This is a genomic window from Pelosinus fermentans DSM 17108 (assembly GCF_000271485.2).
GTDB classification, from domain to species: domain Bacteria; phylum Bacillota; class Negativicutes; order DSM-13327; family DSM-13327; genus Pelosinus; species Pelosinus fermentans.
The window spans coordinates 3,882,897-3,904,551 of the sequence record NZ_AKVN02000001.1; the positions used below are offsets into that span (position 1 = coordinate 3,882,897).

The following is a 21,655-nucleotide window of genomic DNA, read 5'->3' on the forward strand; positions in this document are numbered from 1 at the left end:
ACCCCTTCTTTAATTTTCCCATTTTTCTTCCAGTTTCTTTGACAGCCTGGACAACGGATAACAGATAATGAAGTACAGGATAAAAATCAGTCCATAAACCCAAAAAGATGCAGTCGGCACTTTTATGACAGATCTTTCTATAATCTGCTGGCCTACCTTTATTACATCAATAACACCAATCATAACAACCAGAGATGTTGTTTTCACCATTCTTGTTGATAGATTAATCGCTCCAGGCAGCATGCGTCTTACAGCCTGGGGGATCAGCACATACCTGTAAAGTCCCCAAAAGCTAAGCCCAATAGCCTTTCCAGATTCAATTTGATGTTTAGGCAAGGATTCTAATGCTCCTCTGACAATGTCCCCCATTTCTGCTGCGCCCCACAGGCTGAATACAATCACGGCAACAATTTCACCATCTAGATGAATATCCAATGCATTTGTTACACCGAAATAAACAATAAACAGCCATACTAGAATTGGTATGATTCTAAAGACTTCAAGATAAAAACGACAGATAAACTGTACGATTCTTGACTTGGATGTTCTCAGCAGCCCCATTCCTATACCTAAAAGAGATCCGATAATAATGGAGATAAACGCGATTCCCGCTGTCATCATCAATCCTTCGAATAAACGCTGCAGTGTCGTTCCTTCAAATAGAACATTAATTCCCAAATTCTGCATAACGCACCTTCCTTTCTAACCAGGTTAGCAGGAATGATAAGGGCAGAATAATAATCAGATAGGCAACCACCAGCATAAACAGTGATTCAAATGTTTGATAATACATACCAATGACATCTTGTGTTACGTGCATAAGCTCTGCAATGGCAATGGCTCCTACTATAGACGTTTCCTTAAATAAAAAGATGCAATTTGCTGCTAAGGATGGCATGGTTACCGCAAATGCTTGAGGAAGAATTACATAGCGAATCAACTGCATTTGAGAAAGACCAATGCTCAAACCGGATTCAATTTGCGTCTTACTCACGGCTTCAATTCCACTGCGAAAGGCCTCTGACATGTAACTTCCGCCCAAAAACGCCAAACCGATAATGGCACAAGTGGTCTCACTCATGGTTATGCCTATTTTCGTCAGTCCAAAATATAAGAAAAATAGCTGTATTAATAAAGGAGTATTACGGGAAAGTTCAACATATATTCCAACAAGCTCTTTTAAAACCTTTATCCTAAAATATAATATAATACTGCACACCAGACCAATGACTAAGGACAGCAGCGTACCCCAGAAACCAAGCTTTATCGTAATCCACGCTGCCTTTTGATATAAAGGCAGCGTGCTTATTATAAACTGCCAATTAATATCCATACATTCACCACCATCTACTTTCTTTACCCTTCTGGGGGAAAATATGAAAAATAAAAAAACCAAAAGAATGTAGTTAAAAACCACAGTTCTTTTGGCCTTTAGTTTTCTAATCAGCCATTATTTATGTTTTCATAAGAGACAAACCTATGTAGTATGTTAAAAAAACAATACAAATCTCTGTAAGAAGAATTATAGTATTCTCCCTTGCATTTGTCAATACATGAACGAGAATAATCCTTCACCATTATTTCCCATGATCTGGCATAAAATAATAAGCACACAAATGATTTCAAAAAATACTAACATAATATGAACAAGCTTATCATATTTATAATTGAACCTGTTTATTCTTCATCTTGCTAATTTAGGGAGGAATCTTTGTGGAAGATGCATTAGCAACGATCGCTGCTGCTGTATGGACTGATAATTGGAATCATTTGATTAATTTTAAAGTTATCTTACTCAGTATTGTTATTGAGTCTTTTCCTTTTTTACTGATGAGTGTAATCGTATCAGCATTACTCAATAATTTTGTTTCGGAAAATACGATACGCAATATGATACCCAAAAGTAATATTCTAAGCATCTTCATGGCCTGTTTTCTGGGTATTCTTTTTCCCGTATGCGACTGCGGTATGGTACCGATTGTGCGGCGTTTGATTTTGAAAGGAGTCCCCTTGCCCGCGGCTATTGCTTTCATGCTGGCTGCTCCAATTGTAAATCCCGTTGTAAGCGCAGCAACAGCCTTTGCCTTTCAAAATAATATGTATATCGTTTTATTGCGCCTTGGAACAGCATTTGGAGTAGCCCTGTGTACTGGATTATTACTTAACGGCTTTACTAGGGGCAGGCAGCTAAAATCACCAAGTCAAATCCATTCCCACGGATACTGTCAGCATACACTAAATAGCCACCATCCTGGACATTCTCACCTCCATAGATGGATCAATACTCTTCGAGATGCTTCCCATGAGTTTTTTGAAATGGGAAAATATTTGGTAATAGGCGCTATGCTGGGATCATTATCACAGATCGCTATTCCTCGGGAAATATTGTTATCTCTGGGGCAAGATTCATCTCTATCCATTGGAGTTATGATGGTTTTCGCCTTTTTTATCTCGGTATGCTCAGCTGCTGATGCATTTATCGCTGCTTCCTTTTCCAGTAGCTTTACATTAGGTTCTCTTGTAGCCTTTATGGTTTTTGGGCCTATGATTGACCTTAAAAATATTCTTATGCTGTTACATACGTTCCGCACCAAATTTGTATGTTGCCTCACATTGATCATTATCATGCTGTGCTCCAGTGCGGCCTATCTGATCAATCACTTGTAAAAGGAGGTAGAGTTTATTGCAACCTAGAAAAAGAAATCTGCGGTCTTTCAACACCGGAGCTTGCATACAATCCATCATTCTTCTTGGTTTTATCATTTTACTCCTATGGCTTGATATTACAAAACAATTATCCCTATATATCAATCCAAAGTTTATAATACTCACTCAGCTATCCTATCTTTTATTAGTTCCTATGCTTGTCATACAAATCATAGATACGTTGCTGCCCACTTCTTATGAGCAGTATTGCCATAAACATTCTGGCATCGGAAAATATACCCCTTTCTTTTTGATCCTCTTTTTAGCCTTTGCGGTACCCGAAAATACACTCAATGCAAATTTGGTCAGCAGTAAGGGACTCAATAGCCAATCCAGCGCTATTACTCATTCGATAAAAGATTTGCCGCGGCCTTTAGCACCAGTATTCAGTCAAATGGATACCATTAAGGTTACAAATCTCAACTATACGGAAGCGATGTGCGAAATAAATAATTTCCCTAATGAATATGCAGGAAAAAAGATTACCATGACGGGATTTGTATTCCAAATTCCAGGGGCAACCAATAATCAAACTTCCTTGGTGCGTTATGTCGTTATGTGCTGTACTGCCGATTCTTTACCTTATGGAGTCATGTGTGAAGGGATTGAAACCCAAAAGTATCCTGATGGAACCTGGCTGTCTATTGAAGGTATCATTCAAATGGTTACATACGACGGCAAAGATGCTGCATCAATTAAAATTACCTCTCTGCAAAAAATTGAAGCACCAAAAGACCCTTACGTATATCCTTATAATTAGCATGTCTATTTTCCTTTTGACACAAAGGGATTGTCTTTAATAATAAATCTCCAAGGGTAATCTCTTGCCTCTTTAGCATAATCAATATTAATACGAGGAGTAGTTACTATATCTTCAGGCATAATCCTTTCACCATGTAATAAGAACATGCTTTCCCCACATAAATCCATCTCATTTTGCAGTTTTGTGATTCCCATTGCCTGACACAGCTTTCCTGGCCCGCTGCATAAATTTAAAATGGCCTCGGCTTTCCGGCGCTTTTTCATGATCTCCAATCCTTCAATGGGTTCTAATGCTCTAATTAATACAGCTTCTGGATATGATTCTTGATTGGTTACGATATTCATACAATAGTGCATACCATAAATTAAGTACACATACGCATGTCCACCTTTGCCAAACATAATTTTGGTTCGATTTGTGTATTTATTTTTATAAGCATGACATGCAGCATCAATGGAACCCACATACGCCTCAACCTCTACAATTTTGCCAACTGTCCTGCCATCATGGGCCTCATGAACCATGTATTTTCCTAATAAGTCTTTTGCAACTTCTAAAGTAGCCCGCTCATAGAAACTTCTCTCTAACTTTTTCAAAATAACACCTTCTTCCCAGGGATTTGATTTCGTATCATTCTTCTATAGTATCTTTTATCTTCATCTCTGTGATTCCTGCTGATACATTAAAACTGGAAAAACAATTGAAAACGCGAAGGAACGAATTCTTCGCGTTTTCAATTGTTTTATTTTTTTGCTAATTTTAAGTATAACAAAACTAACAATCAGTAAAAATACAAGGTAACGATTTATATCCCAGGAGGTTGATCCTTTGACAGCATTTAATAAAAAAGACTTTATCGTTATGGCTTTAGGCAATATTATCGGGTCAGGCATCTTTTTGGCCAGCAGCCTTGTAATCGGCGTTGCAGGTATATGGGCACCTTTTGCCTACCTATTTGGCGGACTCGTTATGATGATGGAAGTATCTTTTATCATTGAGATGACAATCGCAAACCCTGTTTCAGGTTCTTTTAAGGCACATGCCCAAGAAGTCTTTGGCGAGTGGTGGGGTTTTATGATTGGTTGGATGTTTTGGGTCAGCGGTGTATTAGGAATGGCTGGTGAGGTTACGGCTTGCGCTATCTTTCTTCGCTTATGGCTGCCTTCGGTTCCGTTATGGGTCTGCAGCCTACTATTTGCCTTAGGAATTACGCTGTTAAATTTCAATGATGTGAAAGGCTTAAGTAAAATTGAATTAGGGCTTGCTATTACAAAAGTAGCTACCCTCGTGATATTTGTTATTATGGGCTTTACGGTTATAGCAGGTATTTCCATCGGAGATGCCAACACAGAATTTATGCCCTTCCAATCCCTCCTTCAAGCTCCCTTAGAAGGATTCTCAGGTATGCTGGGTGCTATGCTCCTTATTTTATTTGCTTATACAGGAACAGGTATTATTGGAATCGCTGCGGTAGAAACAGAAAAGCCGGAAAAAACCGTCCCTCCAGCAGCTAAATTTATCACTATTTCAGTAACGCTGCTCTATACTCTATCGGCTTTTCTGATTATTTCCTTGCTGCCTTTAGATTTATTGGATGAAACCATCAGTCCCTTTGTACAGCTATTTACGATTTTTAAAATTCCCTATGCAGGGGATCTTGTAAACTTCATTCTTTTAACCGCTGGGGTTTCTGCTCTTAATTCTCAGGTTTATTCCTCCTCCCGTATGCTGTTCTCTTTAGCCAAAGAAAACCAAGCACCCCAGATCGCCAAATATCAAAATAGTAAGGGGGTTCCCATCGCAGCGGTTACGATTAGTGGCGTTGTGCTGTTATGCGGAGCCATACTCTCTTATTATCTGCCTGATAAAATATTTATTTATACCGTCAGTGCCAGCGGATTCCTGGCACTTATCAATTGGATGAGCGTATCCGCTACCCATTATTATTATCGCAAGAAAATCCTTGCCAAAAGTCCAGAGAAATTAAAATATAAGGCTCCCTTTTATCCCTATCTCTCTTGGATTTGTTTTTTTATTATCTTCGTTTCGATCCTTTCCACTCCTTTGTATCCAGATCAGCTGCCAGGTCTGTACTCAGGTTTACTGCTCATGTTACTCATTAGTATTGCCTATTTGATCCGCAATCTGTGGATCAATAAAAAAGATCGTTAATTATTGCATATTCTCTATAATAAAAAGATAAACTCAATTATAATATAACTATATTAACAGAAAATTACGTCATATTTTCAATCCGAAACAACCTACAGATCTAATGAGTAAAACACATAATAATGAGGTGATGGTATTAAAGCGATAGCAGAAACGTTCTATGTTCGTGATATGTACTGTATAACCTGCGAGAACCGAATTGAAAAAGCTGTAACTAAAGTTGCCGGCGTAATTAAGGTGAAAGCCAGTTATGAAGAAAATAAGGTATATGTCGAATATGATTCCCTCCTTACCAGCCAGGCAGTCATCAATGAAGCAATTCTATCTGCAGGTTACTTCGTTGGAAAAAAACAGGCATCAAATCCTATAAAGCCGATACTGGGTATCTCCCTTATCTTCTTAGCGATTCTTCTCTTAGGGCAGAATGTCAGTGAATTTGACATGAGTTCTAAGTTAAAGGGTGAAGTTACATATTTCGTTTTATTTATCATTGGTATTTTTACCTCTTTTCATTGTATCGGTATGTGCGGCGGGATTATGTTATCACAAATTCTATCAAGCAGTACAAACCATAAAGCCCAATCCTTTCTCCCTTCCTTACATTATAATATGGGGCGAGTACTTGGCTATACGGCACTTGGCGGAATAGTCGGCGCACTTGGATCGGTCCTTTCTTTATCGATAGGGTTTATGGCTGGTATTTCTATCTTCGCCGGTATTTTTATGATGATTATGGGTCTTAACATGGCGGGATTAAATCTATTTCGCAGCTACCTAAGAATACCACTGCCTGCCTTTTCTATTATGCCAAAGGCCAAAACCCCTTTTGCAGTGGGAATCCTAAATGGCCTCATGCCTTGCGGTCCTTTGCAAACGATGCAGCTTTATGCCTTAGGCACAGGCAGCGCAATACTCGGAGCCTCCTCGATGCTGGTTTTTTCCTTAGGTACTGTACCATTGATGCTGTCTTTTGGCAGTATCTCCGGTTTTTTCAGTAAGAACTCGACGAAGCGGATTCTAAAATTAAGCGGTGTGTTGGTCATTGTTTTAGGAATGATCATGACCAATCGCGGCTTAGCAATCGCAGGTTTCAATCTTCCACTTTTTAATTTACCTGCCCAAAGCAGGAGCGGAACTTCGATGGCAGCAAAAGCACAACTTGAAAATGGCATTCAAACGTTACGCATGTCTGCAAGCAATCAGGGCTATGCCCCTAATGTTCTCTATGTACAAAAAGGCGTACCTGTAAAATGGATTATTACCGGAGAGCAAATTAATTCATGTAATAATGAAGTCATTGTGCCTTCCTTGCAAATTAAGAAAAAACTACTTCCCGGGGAAAATATCATTGAATTCACTCCTCAGGATCAGGACCTGCCATTCAGCTGCTGGATGGGCATGATTCGAGGGCTGATTAAAGTTGTCGATGATGTAAATGCAGTGGACGTGGCTAAGGATACAACAGCTATTCCTGCTGGAAGTGGCTGCTGCAGCACAAATGGATCTTCCTCATGCTGCAGTAAACCACCTCAAGATAGTATCTATGGTGATGATCTCAGCAAAGTACCAACGGAAAAAATAATTCATAGAGCCACTCTACAAAATAAACTGCAAACCATAAATATAAAGGGAATCGGCTACGAATTTGATCCCTTAATTATGGTTTTAGCAGCGGAAACCACAGCAAAAATGACCATTGATCTAACGAAGTTTGATGACCCTGAAGGTACTTGGGATATCGTTGATTATCAGGAAAAGAAAATCATTGCATCATTCGAAGGGAAAAAGGGAATTGTGGAAGTAACATTCAATCCTCCATCACTTGGCACCTTCGGCGTCTACAAAAATCGACAAGCAACTAGTATTATTGAAGTAGTCGAAGAACTTGAAAAGACAAATATTGAGAAAATTAGAGCAAAATTCCTATAGAAAACTAGACAGGATAAAAGAATCTGATACGAAATCGAACCACAAAGACGCAAAGGACACAACAGGGTTTGTGTGTTGCATTGCGAGCAGAGTTAAGCAATCCTCTTAGTCAGTAGGATTGCTTCGCTCTGCTCGCAATGACGGATCTATGCTAAAATAAAGGAGCAGTTTTGCTAGGATTCCTTTGGAACCTCAGCAAAACTGCTCCTTTATTTTGCTTTAAACTATTATACATAACGAAAAAGGATTTTGCCATTTATTGGCGAAGTAAAATTACTAATCAAGAAAATTTGTACATTTCTAGAAAAACGTGGAAATAATTGTAGAAATTTGTAGAATTATCTTCATGTATTGAAAATGTGCATTAGAGGTGCCAAAACAGTGAAAAAAATAAACCTAACAACAAAGCTTAATTTTAAAATCATTTGTGTTGTTTTGTTGCTCATGATCACTGTTACCGTTCATAATCTTTGGCTGTCTTTGCAAGAAGAAAATGAGAAAAATGCCCTGTGGCTTGTATCTATTACTGATTTTCTTATTCAAAAAAAACCTGAAGGTTCTTTTAGTGATATTGCCGCTAACCATGGTGCCCTTCAATCAACTCAGCAAGAAATTATGACCATAAATCATGAACTTCAACCTGTCTTACAATCTGTACTCGTACCATCCAATATCATAAAATTCGGTTTTTATTCTCTGAAACACGAAAGTATTGTAGCCATTGGTCCCCATTCTGATGTTTCCATATTATTGGGAATCGATGGGAAACCCTTTAAGAAGGTTTTTTACACTGATACAGAAAAATTCATAGAACGAAAAAATTCACTAGTATGGCATGGTGCCAACACGCTCATTCATGTTAGACCAGTCACAGATCGTAATGGCAACATTATCGGTCATGCTTTCGCTGCAATCAATCAAGATGCTGTAAATGCAGCCATGTGTAAGCGAACGGTAAATACTCTAGGGGCAGCCGTTTTTATGCTATTGGTATGTATTGTAATTTTTCGTGAACTCTTCAATAAGTTGAAAAAGGATATGCAGCTATTTGCTGAAGGAATTCTGCATGGATGCACTAGTGACTTTAATAGTGAATTAGCCGAATTTACTCCTATATTAAAATATATCAGTGAGCAAACAGAGAAGATGACTCGTCTCGATCGCTTGAATATTATTGGCGAAATGGCGGCAGGTATTGCTCATGAAGTACGAAACCCCATGACGACAGTAAGAGGTTTACTACAGTTTATGGGAAATAAGCAAGAGTTCGCTAACCAGAAGGAAAAGTTTAGTCTAATGATCGATGAAATTGATCGCGCAAATAAGATTATTACAGAATTCCTAGCCCTGGCCAAAAATAGAGCCATGAATTTCTCGGAAAATAACTTAAATGATATTATTTGCGATATTTATCCTTTAATACAGGCAGATGCTTTACGCAATAATAGTGATATTAAAATTTCTCTAGGTGACATTCCACTTCTGTTTTTAGATCAGGACAGTATCCACCAGTTGATTTTCAACATGGTTCGGAATGGATTAGATGCCATGCCTGCCGGTGGTTTAATCCACATCAGCACCAAACAGAATGAGCAGCAAAACGTAGTCTTATCCATAAAAGATCATGGTCTTGGTATACCAAAAGAAGATATAGATAAACTGGGAACACCCTTTTTTACTACAAAAGATCATGGAACGGGCTTAGGACTAGCCGTTTGCTACCGTATCGTACATCGCCATGCAGCAACCCTTTCCATTACTAGCGAACTGGAAGAAGGTACTACCTTTACAATTGAATTTCAATCCATTTTATAAAATACTGTATCTTCTAAAATAATACCAGTATAAGCATTATCAAAATAAAGGTGGTAAGCATGATTGAGAAAATAATTTCTCTGCTATTTTTGATTAGCAGCTTAACGTATTTGTACTGGGCACAAGAATTCACTTTCGGGACTCTTAGCTCGCCTAAATCTGGATTCTTGCCAAATCTAGCGGGAGTCACTGCTTTGCTATTATCTTTGCTTCTCATTTTTCGCCAATTTCAATCAAAAAAGACTACCAATAAAGAAGCCGTAAACTGGATAAAATTTTTATTTATCCTTATTGGTTTGATGTTTTATCTGATGATCTTAACTATTGTCGGCTATTTCGTTGCAACCTTTCTATTCCTATTTTATTTATTTAAGTTAGCTGACACATCAGGCTGGAGGGTTCCCTTAGCGATTTCCTTTTGTGCCTCTTCTGCATTTCATCTATTATTCACCTATTATTTAAGAGTCGCATTACCATAGAATTGGAGGTAAGGAATTGGATATCTTGAACCTGCTGCTCCAAGGAGTTTCCGTAAGTATTCTTCCAGCAAATTTATTATCTTGTATCATTGGAGTTTTAATTGGCACATTAGTAGGTGTATTGCCAGGAATTGATACTGTTAGTGCCATTGCCTTACTACTCCCTTTTAGCTACGGTATGGACAGCACTGCCGCACTCATTATGTTTGCAGGGATCTATTATGGCTCTAAATACGGAGGCTCTACCACTTCTATCTTAATCAACGTACCTGGAGAGGCAGCTTCCGTGGTTACTTGCTTAGACGGCTATCCTATGGGGCAAAAGGGACGGGCTGGAGCAGCGTTAGCCATTTCTGCTATTGGTTCTTTTATCGCTGGCACCATCGGTCTTATCGGACTCACCTTGCTAGCTCCGCCGTTAGCTCAGGCTGCCCTGGCCTTTGGACCACCTGAATATTTTTCCCTTGCCCTAGTCGGCTTAATCCTATTATCCAAACTAACTGGAACTTCTACACTTAAATCTGCTCTCATGGCTGTCATCGGTATCATGCTAAGTACCATCGGACTAGACAGCTTGTCTGGCATCAGCCGTTTTACCTTTGGCATTGATGAATTAGACCGAGGTTTCGACTTATCCATTATAGCCATGGGACTCTTTGGTATTGGAGAAATTCTAACGGCTATGACTCATGCTGATGCGAAACCAGATATCCCTTCCGTAAAATTTCGCGATTTATATCCTACGAAAGAAGAATGGCAGCGTTCTATAACTCCTATGTTTCGCGGAGGGATTGTCGGTTTTCTGGTAGGTTTATTACCGGGTCCTGCAGCAACCATATCGAGTTTCATATCTTATGGGCTGGAAAAGCGCTACAGTAAACATCCTGAGGAGTTTGGCCACGGTGCTATCGAGGGAGTCGCAGGTCCAGAAGCGGCCAATAACTCAGCTATTTCGGCTACAATGATACCCTTACTCTCTTTAGGGCTGCCCTTTTGCGGAGCAACTGCAATTTTACTCAGTGGCTTTATGATTCATGGCATTACTCCCGGTCCATCATTAATAACCGAACGACCTGAGCTTTTTTGGGGACTTATTGCCAGTATGTATATAGGCAACGTCCTTTTATTAATCATTAATTTACCTCTTATCGGAGTTTTCGTTCAATTGCTTAAAACTCCGCTCAATATCCTTATGCCTTTAGTGGCAGTAGTCACCCTCACCGGTGCCTACTCCATTAATAACAGCATGTTTGATTTGCTATGGGTCATTTTTTTCGGCATTATGGGATTCTTGCTGCAACGTTCAGGTTTTGAACCAAGTCCTTTGATCATCGGCTTAGTGTTAGGACCAGAATTAGAACGAGGATTGACCCAAGGGTTAATCATTTGCAATGGCAGTATATGGGCATTGATTACCCGCCCACTTGCAGCCGCCATTCTATCTCTAGGAGCGATTGTTATTTTGTATAACTTCGTTACATGGTTTACCAGACGCAATCACAAGAGAAAGGAGTTAGATGTTAACTAATACATAAAGGAGAGGATGTCGTGAGAAGAAAAACATTGATTTCTTTGCTTACATGTCTATTGGTTTTTTCAATCATAATAGGAGGTTGTACGAGTATGGAAAACAAAGTGGTTCCTGCAGCTACCAAATACCCAGAAAAACCCATCACCCTGATTGTTCCCTTTGGAGTTGGGGGTGGAATAGATCTCGTCGCTCGTACAGTAGAAAAATCAGCCTCTACGCATTTAGGACAACCCTTGGTAGTAGTTAACAAGCCAGGAGGAACTGGCACAATTGGATGGAATGAGGTAGCTGGTGCTCCTCCAGATGGTTATACTCTTGCAATGACAGGAATTGAAATCATATTGCAGCCATTGTATGGTACAACCAAGTATCATTATCCAAGTGCGTTGGAGCCAATTGCGCAGATTACTGAATTATCCTTAATTATGGCAGTCCAATCCAATCAACCTTGGAATAGTCTTGAAGATTTAATTGCTTATGCAAAAAATCACCCGGGAGAAATAAAATTTGGTCACCCTGGTATAGGTGGCATAAACCATGTACTTGGAGAAACATTTGCAAAAGCCGCCAATATTCAATTAGAGCAAGTACCTTTCCAGAGTGGTGCAGAAGCAATGTCAAGCTTATTAGGCGGTCATATCCAGGTTGTTTTCCTCAACCCAGCAGCAGTGAAAGAACAATTAAGAAGCGGAAAGGTAAAAGCACTAGCATTGGGAGGCGAAAAGCGGCTAACTGACCCAGTCTTTACAAATATACCTACCTTTAGGGAACAAGGCTTAGATGTAGTTTGTAATAGCTGGAATGGAATCGCCGCACCTAAGGGACTACCTGATGACGTAAAAAAGAAATTGAGCGAAGGAATAAAAAAAGTAATTGACGATCCAGAATTTCAAAAGAATATGGAGAATTTAGGATTACAAATTACTTATCTTGGGCCAGAGGAATCCGGGAAAAAATGGCTGATAGATAGTCAAAGGTTAACTAAAACGGTACAAGAAACCGGTATTGCTGAAAAGATTAAAACACAGAAAAAATAATTTGAGTCATTCCTCTTTTAAACTTTGTATAACATGATAACAACAATAGGAGGTCATGAAGTGCCAAAAAAATCTTTCATATTATTTGTATCTTGCCTATTAAGTATTTTAATATTAGGAGGTTGTACGAGTATGGAAAACAAAACGGCAACTACAGCAAAGATATATCCTGATAAACCTATTACTTTGATTGTTCCCTTCGGTGTCGGTGGTGGCATGGATTTAGTAGCCCGTTTACTGGAAAAAAGCGCACCCGTTAATTTAGGACAACCCTTAATTATTATTAATAAACCAGGAGGAGCAGGTACGATTGGATGGAATGAATTGGCAAGTGCAAGTCCCGACGGCTATACTCTTGGTATGACAGGTGTAGAAGTAATATTACAGCCTCTATATGGAACAACCAAATATAATTATCCTACTGCTTTAGATCCCCTTGTACATATTGCAGATTTATCAATGGTAATGGTGGTTAAAGCTGAAGGACCTTTACAAAACATCATTGATCTAATTTCTTATGCGAAGCAGCACCCAGGAGAAATCAAATTTGGACATGGCGGTATGGGCACAATAGGTCATGTCACTGGGGAAACCTTTGCTAAAGCTGCTAATATTCAAATTGAACAAGTCCCTTATCAAAGTGCAGCCGAAGCAATGGCAAGTTTGCTAGGTGGACACATTCAAGTTGCCTTTCTTAACCCGGCATCTGTTAAAGAACAGCTGAAAAATGGAATGGTCAAAGTCTTGGCTGTGGCAAGTGAGCAACGACTAGATGAACCAGATTTTATAAATGTTCCTACGTTTAAAGAACAGAATTTAGACGTTGTATGTACTAACTGGTATGGGATAGCCGCCCCTAAAGATTTACCAGATGAAGCCAAGATAAAATTAACTCAAGGATTGAAAGCAATGATTAATGATCCTGAGTTTGTAAAAAACATGAAAAATCTTGGTTTAAAGGTAACTTATTTAGGTCCTAAAGAATCACAAGAGAAATGGTTAACAGAACGACAAAAATTATCTAAAACGGTACAAGAAACCGGTATTGCTGAAAAGATCAAAGCACAAAAGAAATAGCGTCAACTTATTAACAAGTCACGATTTACTTAAGAAAGGTGATGGCTCTTTTACCATCACCTTTTTTCTATAACTCTATTCTCCTACTTTTCTGGAATTTTTCTCAGTTTCAAACCAACCGAATGTGATTTTTCCAAAGCATGACCAATGCGATAGTACATTCTTTCCGGCGCACTAAAGATAAACGGATTTACTTTTTCTAACGTTGGTACTCCTTTTTCATCAAGCACATGTTCTTCTGCCTTTACATCTACAATTTCTCCGATAAACTGTGTGTGCATGCCAAGTTCGATTGCTTGTAATAACTTACATTCTAATATTAAAGGAAATTCCTGCACATAAGGAGCATCCACAAGATCACTTTTAACAACGGTTAACTTTGCAACTGAAAATTTATCTGAATTTTTTCCGCTGGCTATCCCTACATAATCCGTTTCAACTAAATGAATGCTGGAGGGTATACTGATGGTAAATGCTTGGTGATTTAAAATGTTTTGATATGTAGCCCGCGGTTTCTGTAAGGATACTGCCACACACGGCGGAGCGGAGCAACAAATACCGCCCCAAGCAGCTGTCATGATATTAGGCTCACCACCTTCGCCATAAGAACCCACTACCCACACGGGAGATGGCATAGCGAACGTATTTGCACCTAATGACTTTTTCATATTGTTACCTCCTTCTTTTTAGACCCAAAATAGCAATATTATTTTTCCTATACCGAAAATATTTTTCATGATATAATATTAGACAATAAAAGTGGCTAAAACAAGTACGCACTTATTCGCAAGGTAGTATCTTTTTTTATACTGTTATGTCATTAGGAGTGAAATAATATGATTCAATTCAAAAATATTCAATACCAATGTTCTATGGAATTAACCTTAGATCTCATTGGTGGGAAATGGAAATCCTTGATTCTTTGGCATTTAGGTGAAAATACACTGCGCTTTAGTGAACTGAAAAGAACCTTACCGCAAATCACCCAAAAAATGTTGACACAGCAATTAAGAGACTTAGAAGCGGATGGACTTGTACATCGTTACATTTATACACAGATCCCCCCTAAAGTAGAATACTCCCTTACAGAAGCCGGAAAAAGTCTTTTGCCTATATTAGCTACTTTATGCCAATGGGGACTTAACTATGCAAACGATGTTGAAGTCGCTGCGAAAGATTTGACCTGTGAGCAGTCCGCGCCTTCCTCTCTGTCGCAATAACTTTTTTACTTATAAACAAGGTCTGGATTTCACTATGAAATCCAGACCTTGTTTATATCTCTTCTTCAATATCTCCTTCGACCTGGAGAAAGGCTTGTCGTAATGTTTTCATTTCTTCATCAGTTGGTTTCCAATATCCTCTTTTGTTGCATTCCATCAGTCTTTCCAGCATGCTGAAATAAGCCCAACGATTATTGTTTACCATCTTTTGGCGCATGATCGGATCAGCAACATAGGTTTTATACATGTCGCTAAAAATCCAATTCTCAACCTGATTGGTAGTCGCAGCTAATCCCAGTATATTTTCAAATCGGTCATTTATTTTTTGCGCTCCATGATAAGAATGTTCCAGCATTCCATTAATCCATTTTGGATTTAGGAGCCTGGTGCGTACACCACGGGCGATGGACTTATCTACTGTTTCGGTCTGAACCTTTTCTCCTGTGGTATCCGTAATGTATACTTTTACTTTTTCTCCTTTAGCTGTCTCAACGGATTTAGACAGTCCTCCAAAGTACTCGTAATAATGATCAAGATCAGTAACCTCATATTCATGATTGCTGCGAACCTGAGATACAATGTCGACCGCCGCTAGATGGCTGTTGAAGAGGCCTTCAATGGTCTTGCCCCGATAATTTTTGCTGTATACATGCTGCAAATTTTTCGTATAGGTTTGACCTAGTTCTTTTTCATCTTCCCATGTTTTTAGCTCAATCATTTTAGATACTTTACTCCCATATTCCGCTTCTGCAGGCCCAAATATGCGAGCGCAGGACAGTTCTTTTGCTTCCTGAGAAGAATATCCTTCTCCCAGTAAATTTTTATAAAGAGAATATGAAGCCGCTTTGAGATAATTGTTTTCATTTTTCTCATCTAACTCCGCTACTGCTTGGAATACATCGTGCAATTCTCCAATCAGCATAGGAAACATATCACGAAAAAATCCGCAAATATTGATCACTACATTGATGCGCGGATGCTCCAATTCCTCTTGAGGAATAATGATAAAGGAAGGAGAAAATTGATTTTTCCTGCGCTCCACACTCACGCCTAAATAATAAAGAATCTGCCCTAAGGTTTCTCCCTGAGTACGAGATGTCTCCAGTCCCCATAAAATTATAGCTGTACTTTTAGGATAACAGCCATGTTCTTTCCAGTATTGCTCTAACGTATTCTTCGCAATTCTGGCACCTCGTTCTATGGCAATCGCGCTGGGAACCAAACGAGGATCGAATTGGTACAAGTTATATCCAGTGGGCAGAATATCAGGATTCCTGACCATGTCTCCTGCCAGGCGAGCGGGTAAGTAACGGCCCGCCAGCACTTTGAGCAAGCCGCCTTCTTCTTGGCACTCTCTACTATTTTTAAAGACAGCCATTCCAAATTCCAATATTGCTTCACAGCTTTTTCTTACTCTTTGATCTTGTAATAACCCTTTAGATATGGAACGCTTCTCGATATAGCCATTTATGATCATCCTGGACTTCTGATCCAGTGAAGCAAGGATCAGCACCTGATCTTGCTCCTGTAATTGATCATAGTCCAGCCCCTCATCCTGAGCTATAATGCGCTGCAACGCTGGCAGCTCCCCGCGATCATAACGCAAAATAAAGTTCACAAAATCCTTGGCCTCATCGAGGCTGAATCCTTGTCCAAAAACATGTAATCCTCGTGGAATCAGGGAGCGTCTCATGCGATAGAGTTCGTGCTCTAATTCTTCTATATTGCATGGAAGATTTTGCTCCTTTGCTTTGCTGCAAATCAGCTTTTCAAGAGCGGGTAATCGACTAGGATCAAGGAGCTCTGCTTCTTGCCGCTGGTGAATGAATCCTTCTAATTCAGCCAAATCACCATATAGCTCACTTTCCGTAAAAGGAGGCGACTGATAACTTACCAATACGGCATGAGACCGACGTTTGGCAGTCATGGCTTCTGCGGGATTGCCAGCATAGTATAAATAAACATGAGGCAGATCCTGTAAAAGATAATCCGGCAGACAATCACCTGACATCCCACACTCTTTACCTTGCAGAAATTCTAATGTACCGTGAGTACCTACATGTATAATCACATCGGCTTTGAATTCGTCCTTTAGCCATTGATAAAATGCAATGTATTGATGATGAGGCAGTAAAGCCTTATCATGATAAAATTGTTCAGGCTGCTCATGTATCCCCCGGGAGGGCTGCAGTCCAACAAAAATATGATCAAATATTTTTCCTGGGATTAATAAATTTTCGGCTTCACTCATAATTTCCCCTGGATCTTGCCCCCATTGCCTGACTAGTTCATCACTCCACTTGGTGCTGCCTAATCGCTGGCGATAGGTTCTACTGGGGTAACGAATAAAAGGCACATCAGCAGTTTCTTCTCCCCAACGTCCAGAATTCACTAATTTGCCTGCTGTAAAGGTTTCACGCAATGCAGCTTCTGTAACCGGTTCCACTTGGTATCCTTCTCTATGTAACATTCCCAGTATTTTTTCTACAGAAACAAAGGTATCCAAAAAGGCTCCACCAAAGAGATTATCCTCACCAGGAGGATAGTTATAGCAAATGATTGCTACCTTTTTTTCTTTATTTGGCTTATGGCGAAGAGCCAGCCATTTTTGAATACGGCTTACTACTTTATTGGCTCGCTCTTCAATTAAGGTAAGTTCTTGAATCCTGATTTCCAAATCAGCGTCATAAACAGCAGAAGCCAGCGCTCCTATGGGTATTGTCTCTATGCAGCCATCCAGTTCCGGAAGCATCATTTGAATCAGAAATTCTGTAGAGTTGATTCCCTGGGGAGATTGTTCCCATTCTGCCATTTCTCTGCGTGACATAAAAAAAGGATGCATAAAGGGAACATCTAATTCTTCCAGCAGTTGTACAGCAGACTCGGCATCTCCCCCCATGGGGCCTGCCCCTAATCGAAAAGCCAGAAAACTTACTACAAGATCTATTTTTTTCTCTGTCTGCACAGATAAAATATCTCTTAATTTCGCTATATCGCGACTGGTTGTACGAGCGAAGGCAATGGGTAATAGATTTGCAAAAGATTTGCATTTCTCCATAAAAGCAGCCACACAGCCTCTTGTTCGGTTTGGATAGTTATGTCCGTAAAATAACAGAGCAATTGTTGGTTTTTGTTCATCAAAATTACTGCTGCACCGATATTCTGCTACGCTGGAAAAATATTGAGATGCCGTTGGATCAAAAATCCCAGTATCTTCTGCTCCTACAGGATCTTTTGGCTTAGGAAAGTCTCGATTTTTACCATAATCTCTTCCAATCAAATACAACATATTTCGAATGTTTTCTTCTTCTGCATTTTTCCAATATTTAATGATTTGTATATAGTTCTTTATATCTTTCAATTTCCCCACAGGAAGCATTTTTCCCAGCTTTTCTGCCATATTGGACATGCGCACCATGGAATCAAGAGATGCACGAGCACTTGGCTGCATACCATTTTGCATATCTTTACCAGAAAAGCTGCCTAACCTGAGAAGTCTGCGAATTTCTTCCTTATCACCGCCAATGGGAAGAATCTGACAAGTCTTTTCTTGGCAGGCTTCAATAACAAGCTCTTCGTATTCACGAGAGGCTCCCATCAAATCCAGGAGAATAAAATCCGCATGTTGAATTCCTTGACAAATTCGCTCTGCTTCTCCTTTATGGAAATGCTTGGCTGCATAAAATAAACTCAGCTGTAAAGCATCCGGAAATTCCTTATTTATATCTCGCAGCACATGTACGATATCTGCTAAGGCCGCATTGGAAACGGTTAATATAACTATTTTCATGGTATCCTCCTCATCCTCATGTTCTCAGCCAGTCTATTGAATAATACCATATGTCTCAGGGTACACAATCTTTGCCATATACGCAACTGCTTCATCATAACGTATTCCTGGGTTTAGTAAAAATAATTCCATGGAAAGATAAAAAACTTGCTTATTTTGCACCGCTCGAAGACCATTCCAGGCAGGATTGCTTTCCACCTCCAGCTTTAGCCGTTTCTCAATATCAGCTTTTTCACCCATGAAGGTAATCAAAATAATATCAGGATCTTTTTCTACTAATTTCTCTATGCTGTAAGGCGTGGATTCTGGATTTCCATCTAAAGGTATACTATCCGCTGCTACATTTTTCAGTTTAATGATCTTAGCCACATCCCCGGCAATACTATTTTCCAGCTGTACTGTTACACTGTTGCCAGTGGCATGGAGAATCACTGCACTCTTGGAAGTTGAAGGAAGCTGATCCACTACTTTTTTTATTCGCTGGTTCATTTGGTCTGCAACGATTCGAGCTTGCTCTCTCCTGCCTGCAATACCTCCAAAAAGATTAATATTCTTGATAACATCATCATAGGTTTTTATTTTTACTATTATGAAGGGGATATTACTGCTTTCCATAATCGGAATGTTTTTTTCATGCAGTCCCTGATATCCAATTACTAAATCGGGCTGCAGGGACATTACCTTCTCGGTATTTATATTAGCAACATGGCCTACTTCAGGCAGGATTTGCATATCTTTAGGTAAAGTTCCTGTCCGCGAGCTGGGCCTGCCTGCTGCGCTCCCGCCAACAGCATAAAGCAGATCTACCAAGCTTTGAGAAAGAGGTACAATTCGCTCTGGTTTTTTCGGTAATATCACTTGGCGTCCAGCATCATCTTGAATACTAAGATAATTGGAACTGCCAGTTGCTGGCACTCCCCCATTCTGCTTCTGAGCGCATCCCATAATGCCAAAAATAAAAAAAACGGTAAGAAAAATTAATAGCATTTTATACTTCACGATAATCCCTCATTATTTAAATGATTTATCATGTTTTTTATGATTATTATAATCTCATAAAAAGATTTAATTCTTTTATGAAAAGAAAACCACCTGAAGACAACACAACATTCAGGTGATTTCTATTTTTTAGATCAATTTGTTAGTTGTTACACTCTAACCTTATCCTCTAGAATGAATGTTTTACACCAAACTCAACAGTTCGCGGCGCTGCATAATAGTAACTGCTACTATTTGTCGTTACATCATTACGATTTAACACGTTTCTTATGGTAGCAAATACAGCAGTTTCAGGTTTTAACTGGTAATTGACCATCAGACTGACTGGCAGAGCATTTAGTGCCTTATTGGATCGATCAGCAGTATAGTTAGCCGCTAAATTAGCTGTCAGCTTGTCCAAGGTATAGCGAAGTGTGAGATTTCCCTGAATGCGGCTATATGCTCGAATCCACTCACCTGTTGCATCCTTTTCTCGTGGATTACCATAAACACCGCCAACAGTATAACTATATTTATCTGATAACCTTTGTTGCCAGCTGACTTCGATTCCTTCATTTTTAAATTTGCTAAAGTTTTGAAACATCTTTGAAGAATCAGTATCAATATGGTTGTCAATATTCATCATAAAGATAGTTGTTTTTAGCGTGCCAATTTGACTTTCTTTTTTCCAACCAGTCTCATACGTCCATCCACTTTCTGGCTTTAAATTAGAATTAGATGTAAAGTTACTGGTTGTACCTGTATGCAATTCAGTAAGAGTCGGTAATCGAAAAGCTTTTCCGACATTGACAAACCAGGAACTATCCTGCCTCAACTTTTGATTGTATTGTATTTGTGGTAAAAATTGATTGTACTCATCACCGCTCTCTGTTCTGGCATGTTGTCCCCTAAGACCTAAAATCAGTTTTTTATTTTCATTAAAATCCTTAGTTCCTTGGGTATAAAGAGACGTAACTGTTCGTTCATAAGTTCCCTTTGAATTTTCTGGTTTTACAAAATCTATTGTTTTATATTTTTCCTGCTCTAGTGTAATACCTGCCAAATAGTGTATTTGCTGATCATCCCATGATTTATTGGCATCCAGTCCATATTTTGATGATTTTAAATTGATATTGGAAGCATAGGCTCCTGTGCTGACGGTTTTAGTAGTGTAATCGAGATCGCGGAATGAACCATAAAGCATAGCTTTCCAATCCTTATCGTTATACTGAAAATTAATTCGATCCAGATTTTCCTGATCATTATATAAACTAGTCACCTTCTTTGTCATTAGGCTTCTTCTTTCTTTGTTCAATTCATCTTCGGTATGGGTATAATATAATGTCATTTTATCATTAAATTGATAAGTAGCATTAAAACTCTGCTTTTCACCTCCAAGAAAATTGTCATATGTTGATTTAGCAGGGTTAGAATCCACGGTTTTAGTAAGATTATTCACTTCTCCTGTATCAACAAATGAACTGCTAAATGCTAATTTTCCTGATTGGAAATTAAGATTATAATTTTGCTGCCCTTTATTACCTGTGGAAACGGTAATGGAATTATTCACTTGTTTCTTAGTCATAATATTAATAACGCCGCCAAAAGCATCACTGCCATACATAACGGATCCTGGTCCTCTAACAACCTCTATTTTTTCTACATTCTCCAGCAGAATATTATCAAGCTGGAACATACCATTCATATTAATTGGGGCACCATCTACCATGATCAGCGTACCTTTTTTTATGCCTCTCATAACAAGCTCGCTGCTCATTCTCCCTGCGGACTGTCCGTATGGATTTTGGGAGTAAATATTAATACCTTCCACAAATTGCAATGCATCAATGACAGTCTTTGCTCCAGTGGCTCGCAGTTCATCTCCGGATTTTACCGTTACATTTGCAGGGGTATCCAGCTCTTTGCTTTCTCCTCGCAAGGCCGTTACAATCATTGGATCAAACTCAAAACTCTTATCCTCTTCAGCTTGTACACAGGGCATGACCATAAATCCTAAGGCTAACGCCGCAATCATCTTTTTAGTTACATTTCTCTTCAAAATACTTTCACTCCTCATGCTGCTATTTATATATAAGTATAATTTCGGGTTGCATGGGGAGGGCAGACTAAAAGAGCAATCTAAATAAAAAGATGCCTA

At 39.2% G+C, this 21,655-nt stretch carries 17 protein-coding genes; 10 read left to right on the top strand and 7 right to left on the bottom strand.

Going from position 1 to position 21,655, the window contains the following annotated elements; genetic code table 11:
- Positions 1–9 precede the first annotated feature (9 nt).
- Complete coding sequence (locus FR7_RS17890) at positions 10–687, bottom strand: amino acid ABC transporter permease (protein ID WP_007937220.1); 678 nt, start codon at positions 685–687, stop codon at positions 10–12.
- Positions 668–1,333, bottom strand: coding sequence for an amino acid ABC transporter permease (locus FR7_RS17895; protein ID WP_007937223.1), 666 nt, complete (start codon positions 1,331–1,333; stop codon positions 668–670). The genes FR7_RS17890 and FR7_RS17895 overlap by 20 nt, the downstream gene beginning before the upstream one ends.
- Positions 1,334–1,713: 380 nt before the next feature.
- On the opposite strand from FR7_RS17895, the gene FR7_RS17900 reads away from it, so the two are divergent.
- Positions 1,714–2,667 (top strand): permease, encoded by a 954-nt coding sequence (locus FR7_RS17900; RefSeq protein WP_007937224.1) that lies wholly within the window; start codon positions 1,714–1,716, stop codon positions 2,665–2,667.
- Between the two features lie 16 nt (positions 2,668–2,683).
- The gene (locus FR7_RS17905; protein WP_007937226.1) at positions 2,684–3,466 is read left to right on the top strand and encodes a TIGR03943 family putative permease subunit; all 783 of its coding nucleotides are present in this window, start codon (positions 2,684–2,686) and stop codon (positions 3,464–3,466) included.
- Positions 3,467–3,471: 5 nt separating this feature from the next.
- Here the strand turns inward: FR7_RS17905 and FR7_RS17910 are convergent, their stop codons facing one another.
- On the bottom strand, positions 3,472–4,065 hold the full coding sequence (locus tag FR7_RS17910; protein WP_007937234.1) for a DNA-3-methyladenine glycosylase: 594 nt from the start codon (positions 4,063–4,065) through the stop codon (positions 3,472–3,474).
- Positions 4,066–4,297: 232 nt separating this feature from the next.
- Between FR7_RS17910 and FR7_RS17915 the strand changes: the two genes are divergently transcribed.
- The 7 genes from FR7_RS17915 to FR7_RS17945 all read left to right on the top strand — a co-directional run bounded on the left by FR7_RS17915 (position 4,298) and on the right by FR7_RS17945 (position 13,509).
- Positions 4,298–5,641, top strand: coding sequence for an amino acid permease (locus tag FR7_RS17915; RefSeq protein ID WP_007937235.1), 1,344 nt, complete (start codon positions 4,298–4,300; stop codon positions 5,639–5,641).
- Between the two features lie 144 nt (positions 5,642–5,785).
- The gene (locus tag FR7_RS17920) at positions 5,786–7,570 is read left to right on the top strand and encodes an urease accessory protein UreH domain-containing protein (protein WP_255348798.1); all 1,785 of its coding nucleotides are present in this window, start codon (positions 5,786–5,788) and stop codon (positions 7,568–7,570) included.
- Positions 7,571–7,951: 381 nt separating this feature from the next.
- Entirely contained in the window at positions 7,952–9,385 is a 1,434-nt protein-coding gene (locus tag FR7_RS17925; protein ID WP_007937239.1) for an ATP-binding protein, read from the top strand.
- Between the two features lie 59 nt (positions 9,386–9,444).
- Complete coding sequence (locus FR7_RS17930; RefSeq protein ID WP_007937240.1) at positions 9,445–9,864, top strand: tripartite tricarboxylate transporter TctB family protein; 420 nt, start codon at positions 9,445–9,447, stop codon at positions 9,862–9,864.
- Between the two features lie 16 nt (positions 9,865–9,880).
- Positions 9,881–11,392, top strand: coding sequence for a tripartite tricarboxylate transporter permease (locus FR7_RS17935; RefSeq protein WP_007937241.1), 1,512 nt, complete (start codon positions 9,881–9,883; stop codon positions 11,390–11,392).
- A 95-nt stretch (positions 11,393–11,487) separates the two neighbouring features.
- Positions 11,488–12,432, top strand: a complete 945-nt coding sequence (locus FR7_RS17940) for a Bug family tripartite tricarboxylate transporter substrate binding protein (RefSeq protein WP_007937242.1) — start codon at positions 11,488–11,490, stop codon at positions 12,430–12,432.
- A gap of 132 nt (positions 12,433–12,564) precedes the next feature.
- The gene (locus FR7_RS17945) at positions 12,565–13,509 is read left to right on the top strand and encodes a tripartite tricarboxylate transporter substrate binding protein (RefSeq protein WP_007937243.1); all 945 of its coding nucleotides are present in this window, start codon (positions 12,565–12,567) and stop codon (positions 13,507–13,509) included.
- An 83-nt stretch (positions 13,510–13,592) separates the two neighbouring features.
- Here FR7_RS17945 and FR7_RS17950 read toward each other — a convergent pair whose 3' ends face one another.
- A complete protein-coding gene (locus FR7_RS17950) occupies positions 13,593–14,177 on the bottom strand; it encodes a flavin reductase family protein (protein WP_007937245.1) in 585 nt (194 codons plus the stop codon).
- A gap of 168 nt (positions 14,178–14,345) precedes the next feature.
- On the opposite strand from FR7_RS17950, the gene FR7_RS17955 reads away from it, so the two are divergent.
- Entirely contained in the window at positions 14,346–14,729 is a 384-nt protein-coding gene (locus FR7_RS17955; protein ID WP_007937247.1) for a winged helix-turn-helix transcriptional regulator, read from the top strand.
- Positions 14,730–14,781: 52 nt separating this feature from the next.
- Here the strand turns inward: FR7_RS17955 and bchH are convergent, their stop codons facing one another.
- From bchH to FR7_RS17970, 3 genes are all read right to left on the bottom strand, one after another.
- Entirely contained in the window at positions 14,782–18,519 is a 3,738-nt protein-coding gene (gene bchH, locus FR7_RS17960) for a magnesium chelatase subunit H (RefSeq protein WP_007937249.1), read from the bottom strand.
- A gap of 33 nt (positions 18,520–18,552) precedes the next feature.
- Positions 18,553–19,518: an ABC transporter substrate-binding protein gene (locus FR7_RS17965; protein ID WP_007937255.1), complete on the bottom strand. Its 966-nt coding sequence runs from the start codon at positions 19,516–19,518 to the stop codon at positions 18,553–18,555.
- A gap of 169 nt (positions 19,519–19,687) precedes the next feature.
- The gene (locus tag FR7_RS17970) at positions 19,688–21,556 is read right to left on the bottom strand and encodes a TonB-dependent receptor plug domain-containing protein (protein ID WP_007937256.1); all 1,869 of its coding nucleotides are present in this window, start codon (positions 21,554–21,556) and stop codon (positions 19,688–19,690) included.
- Positions 21,557–21,655 lie beyond the last annotated feature (99 nt).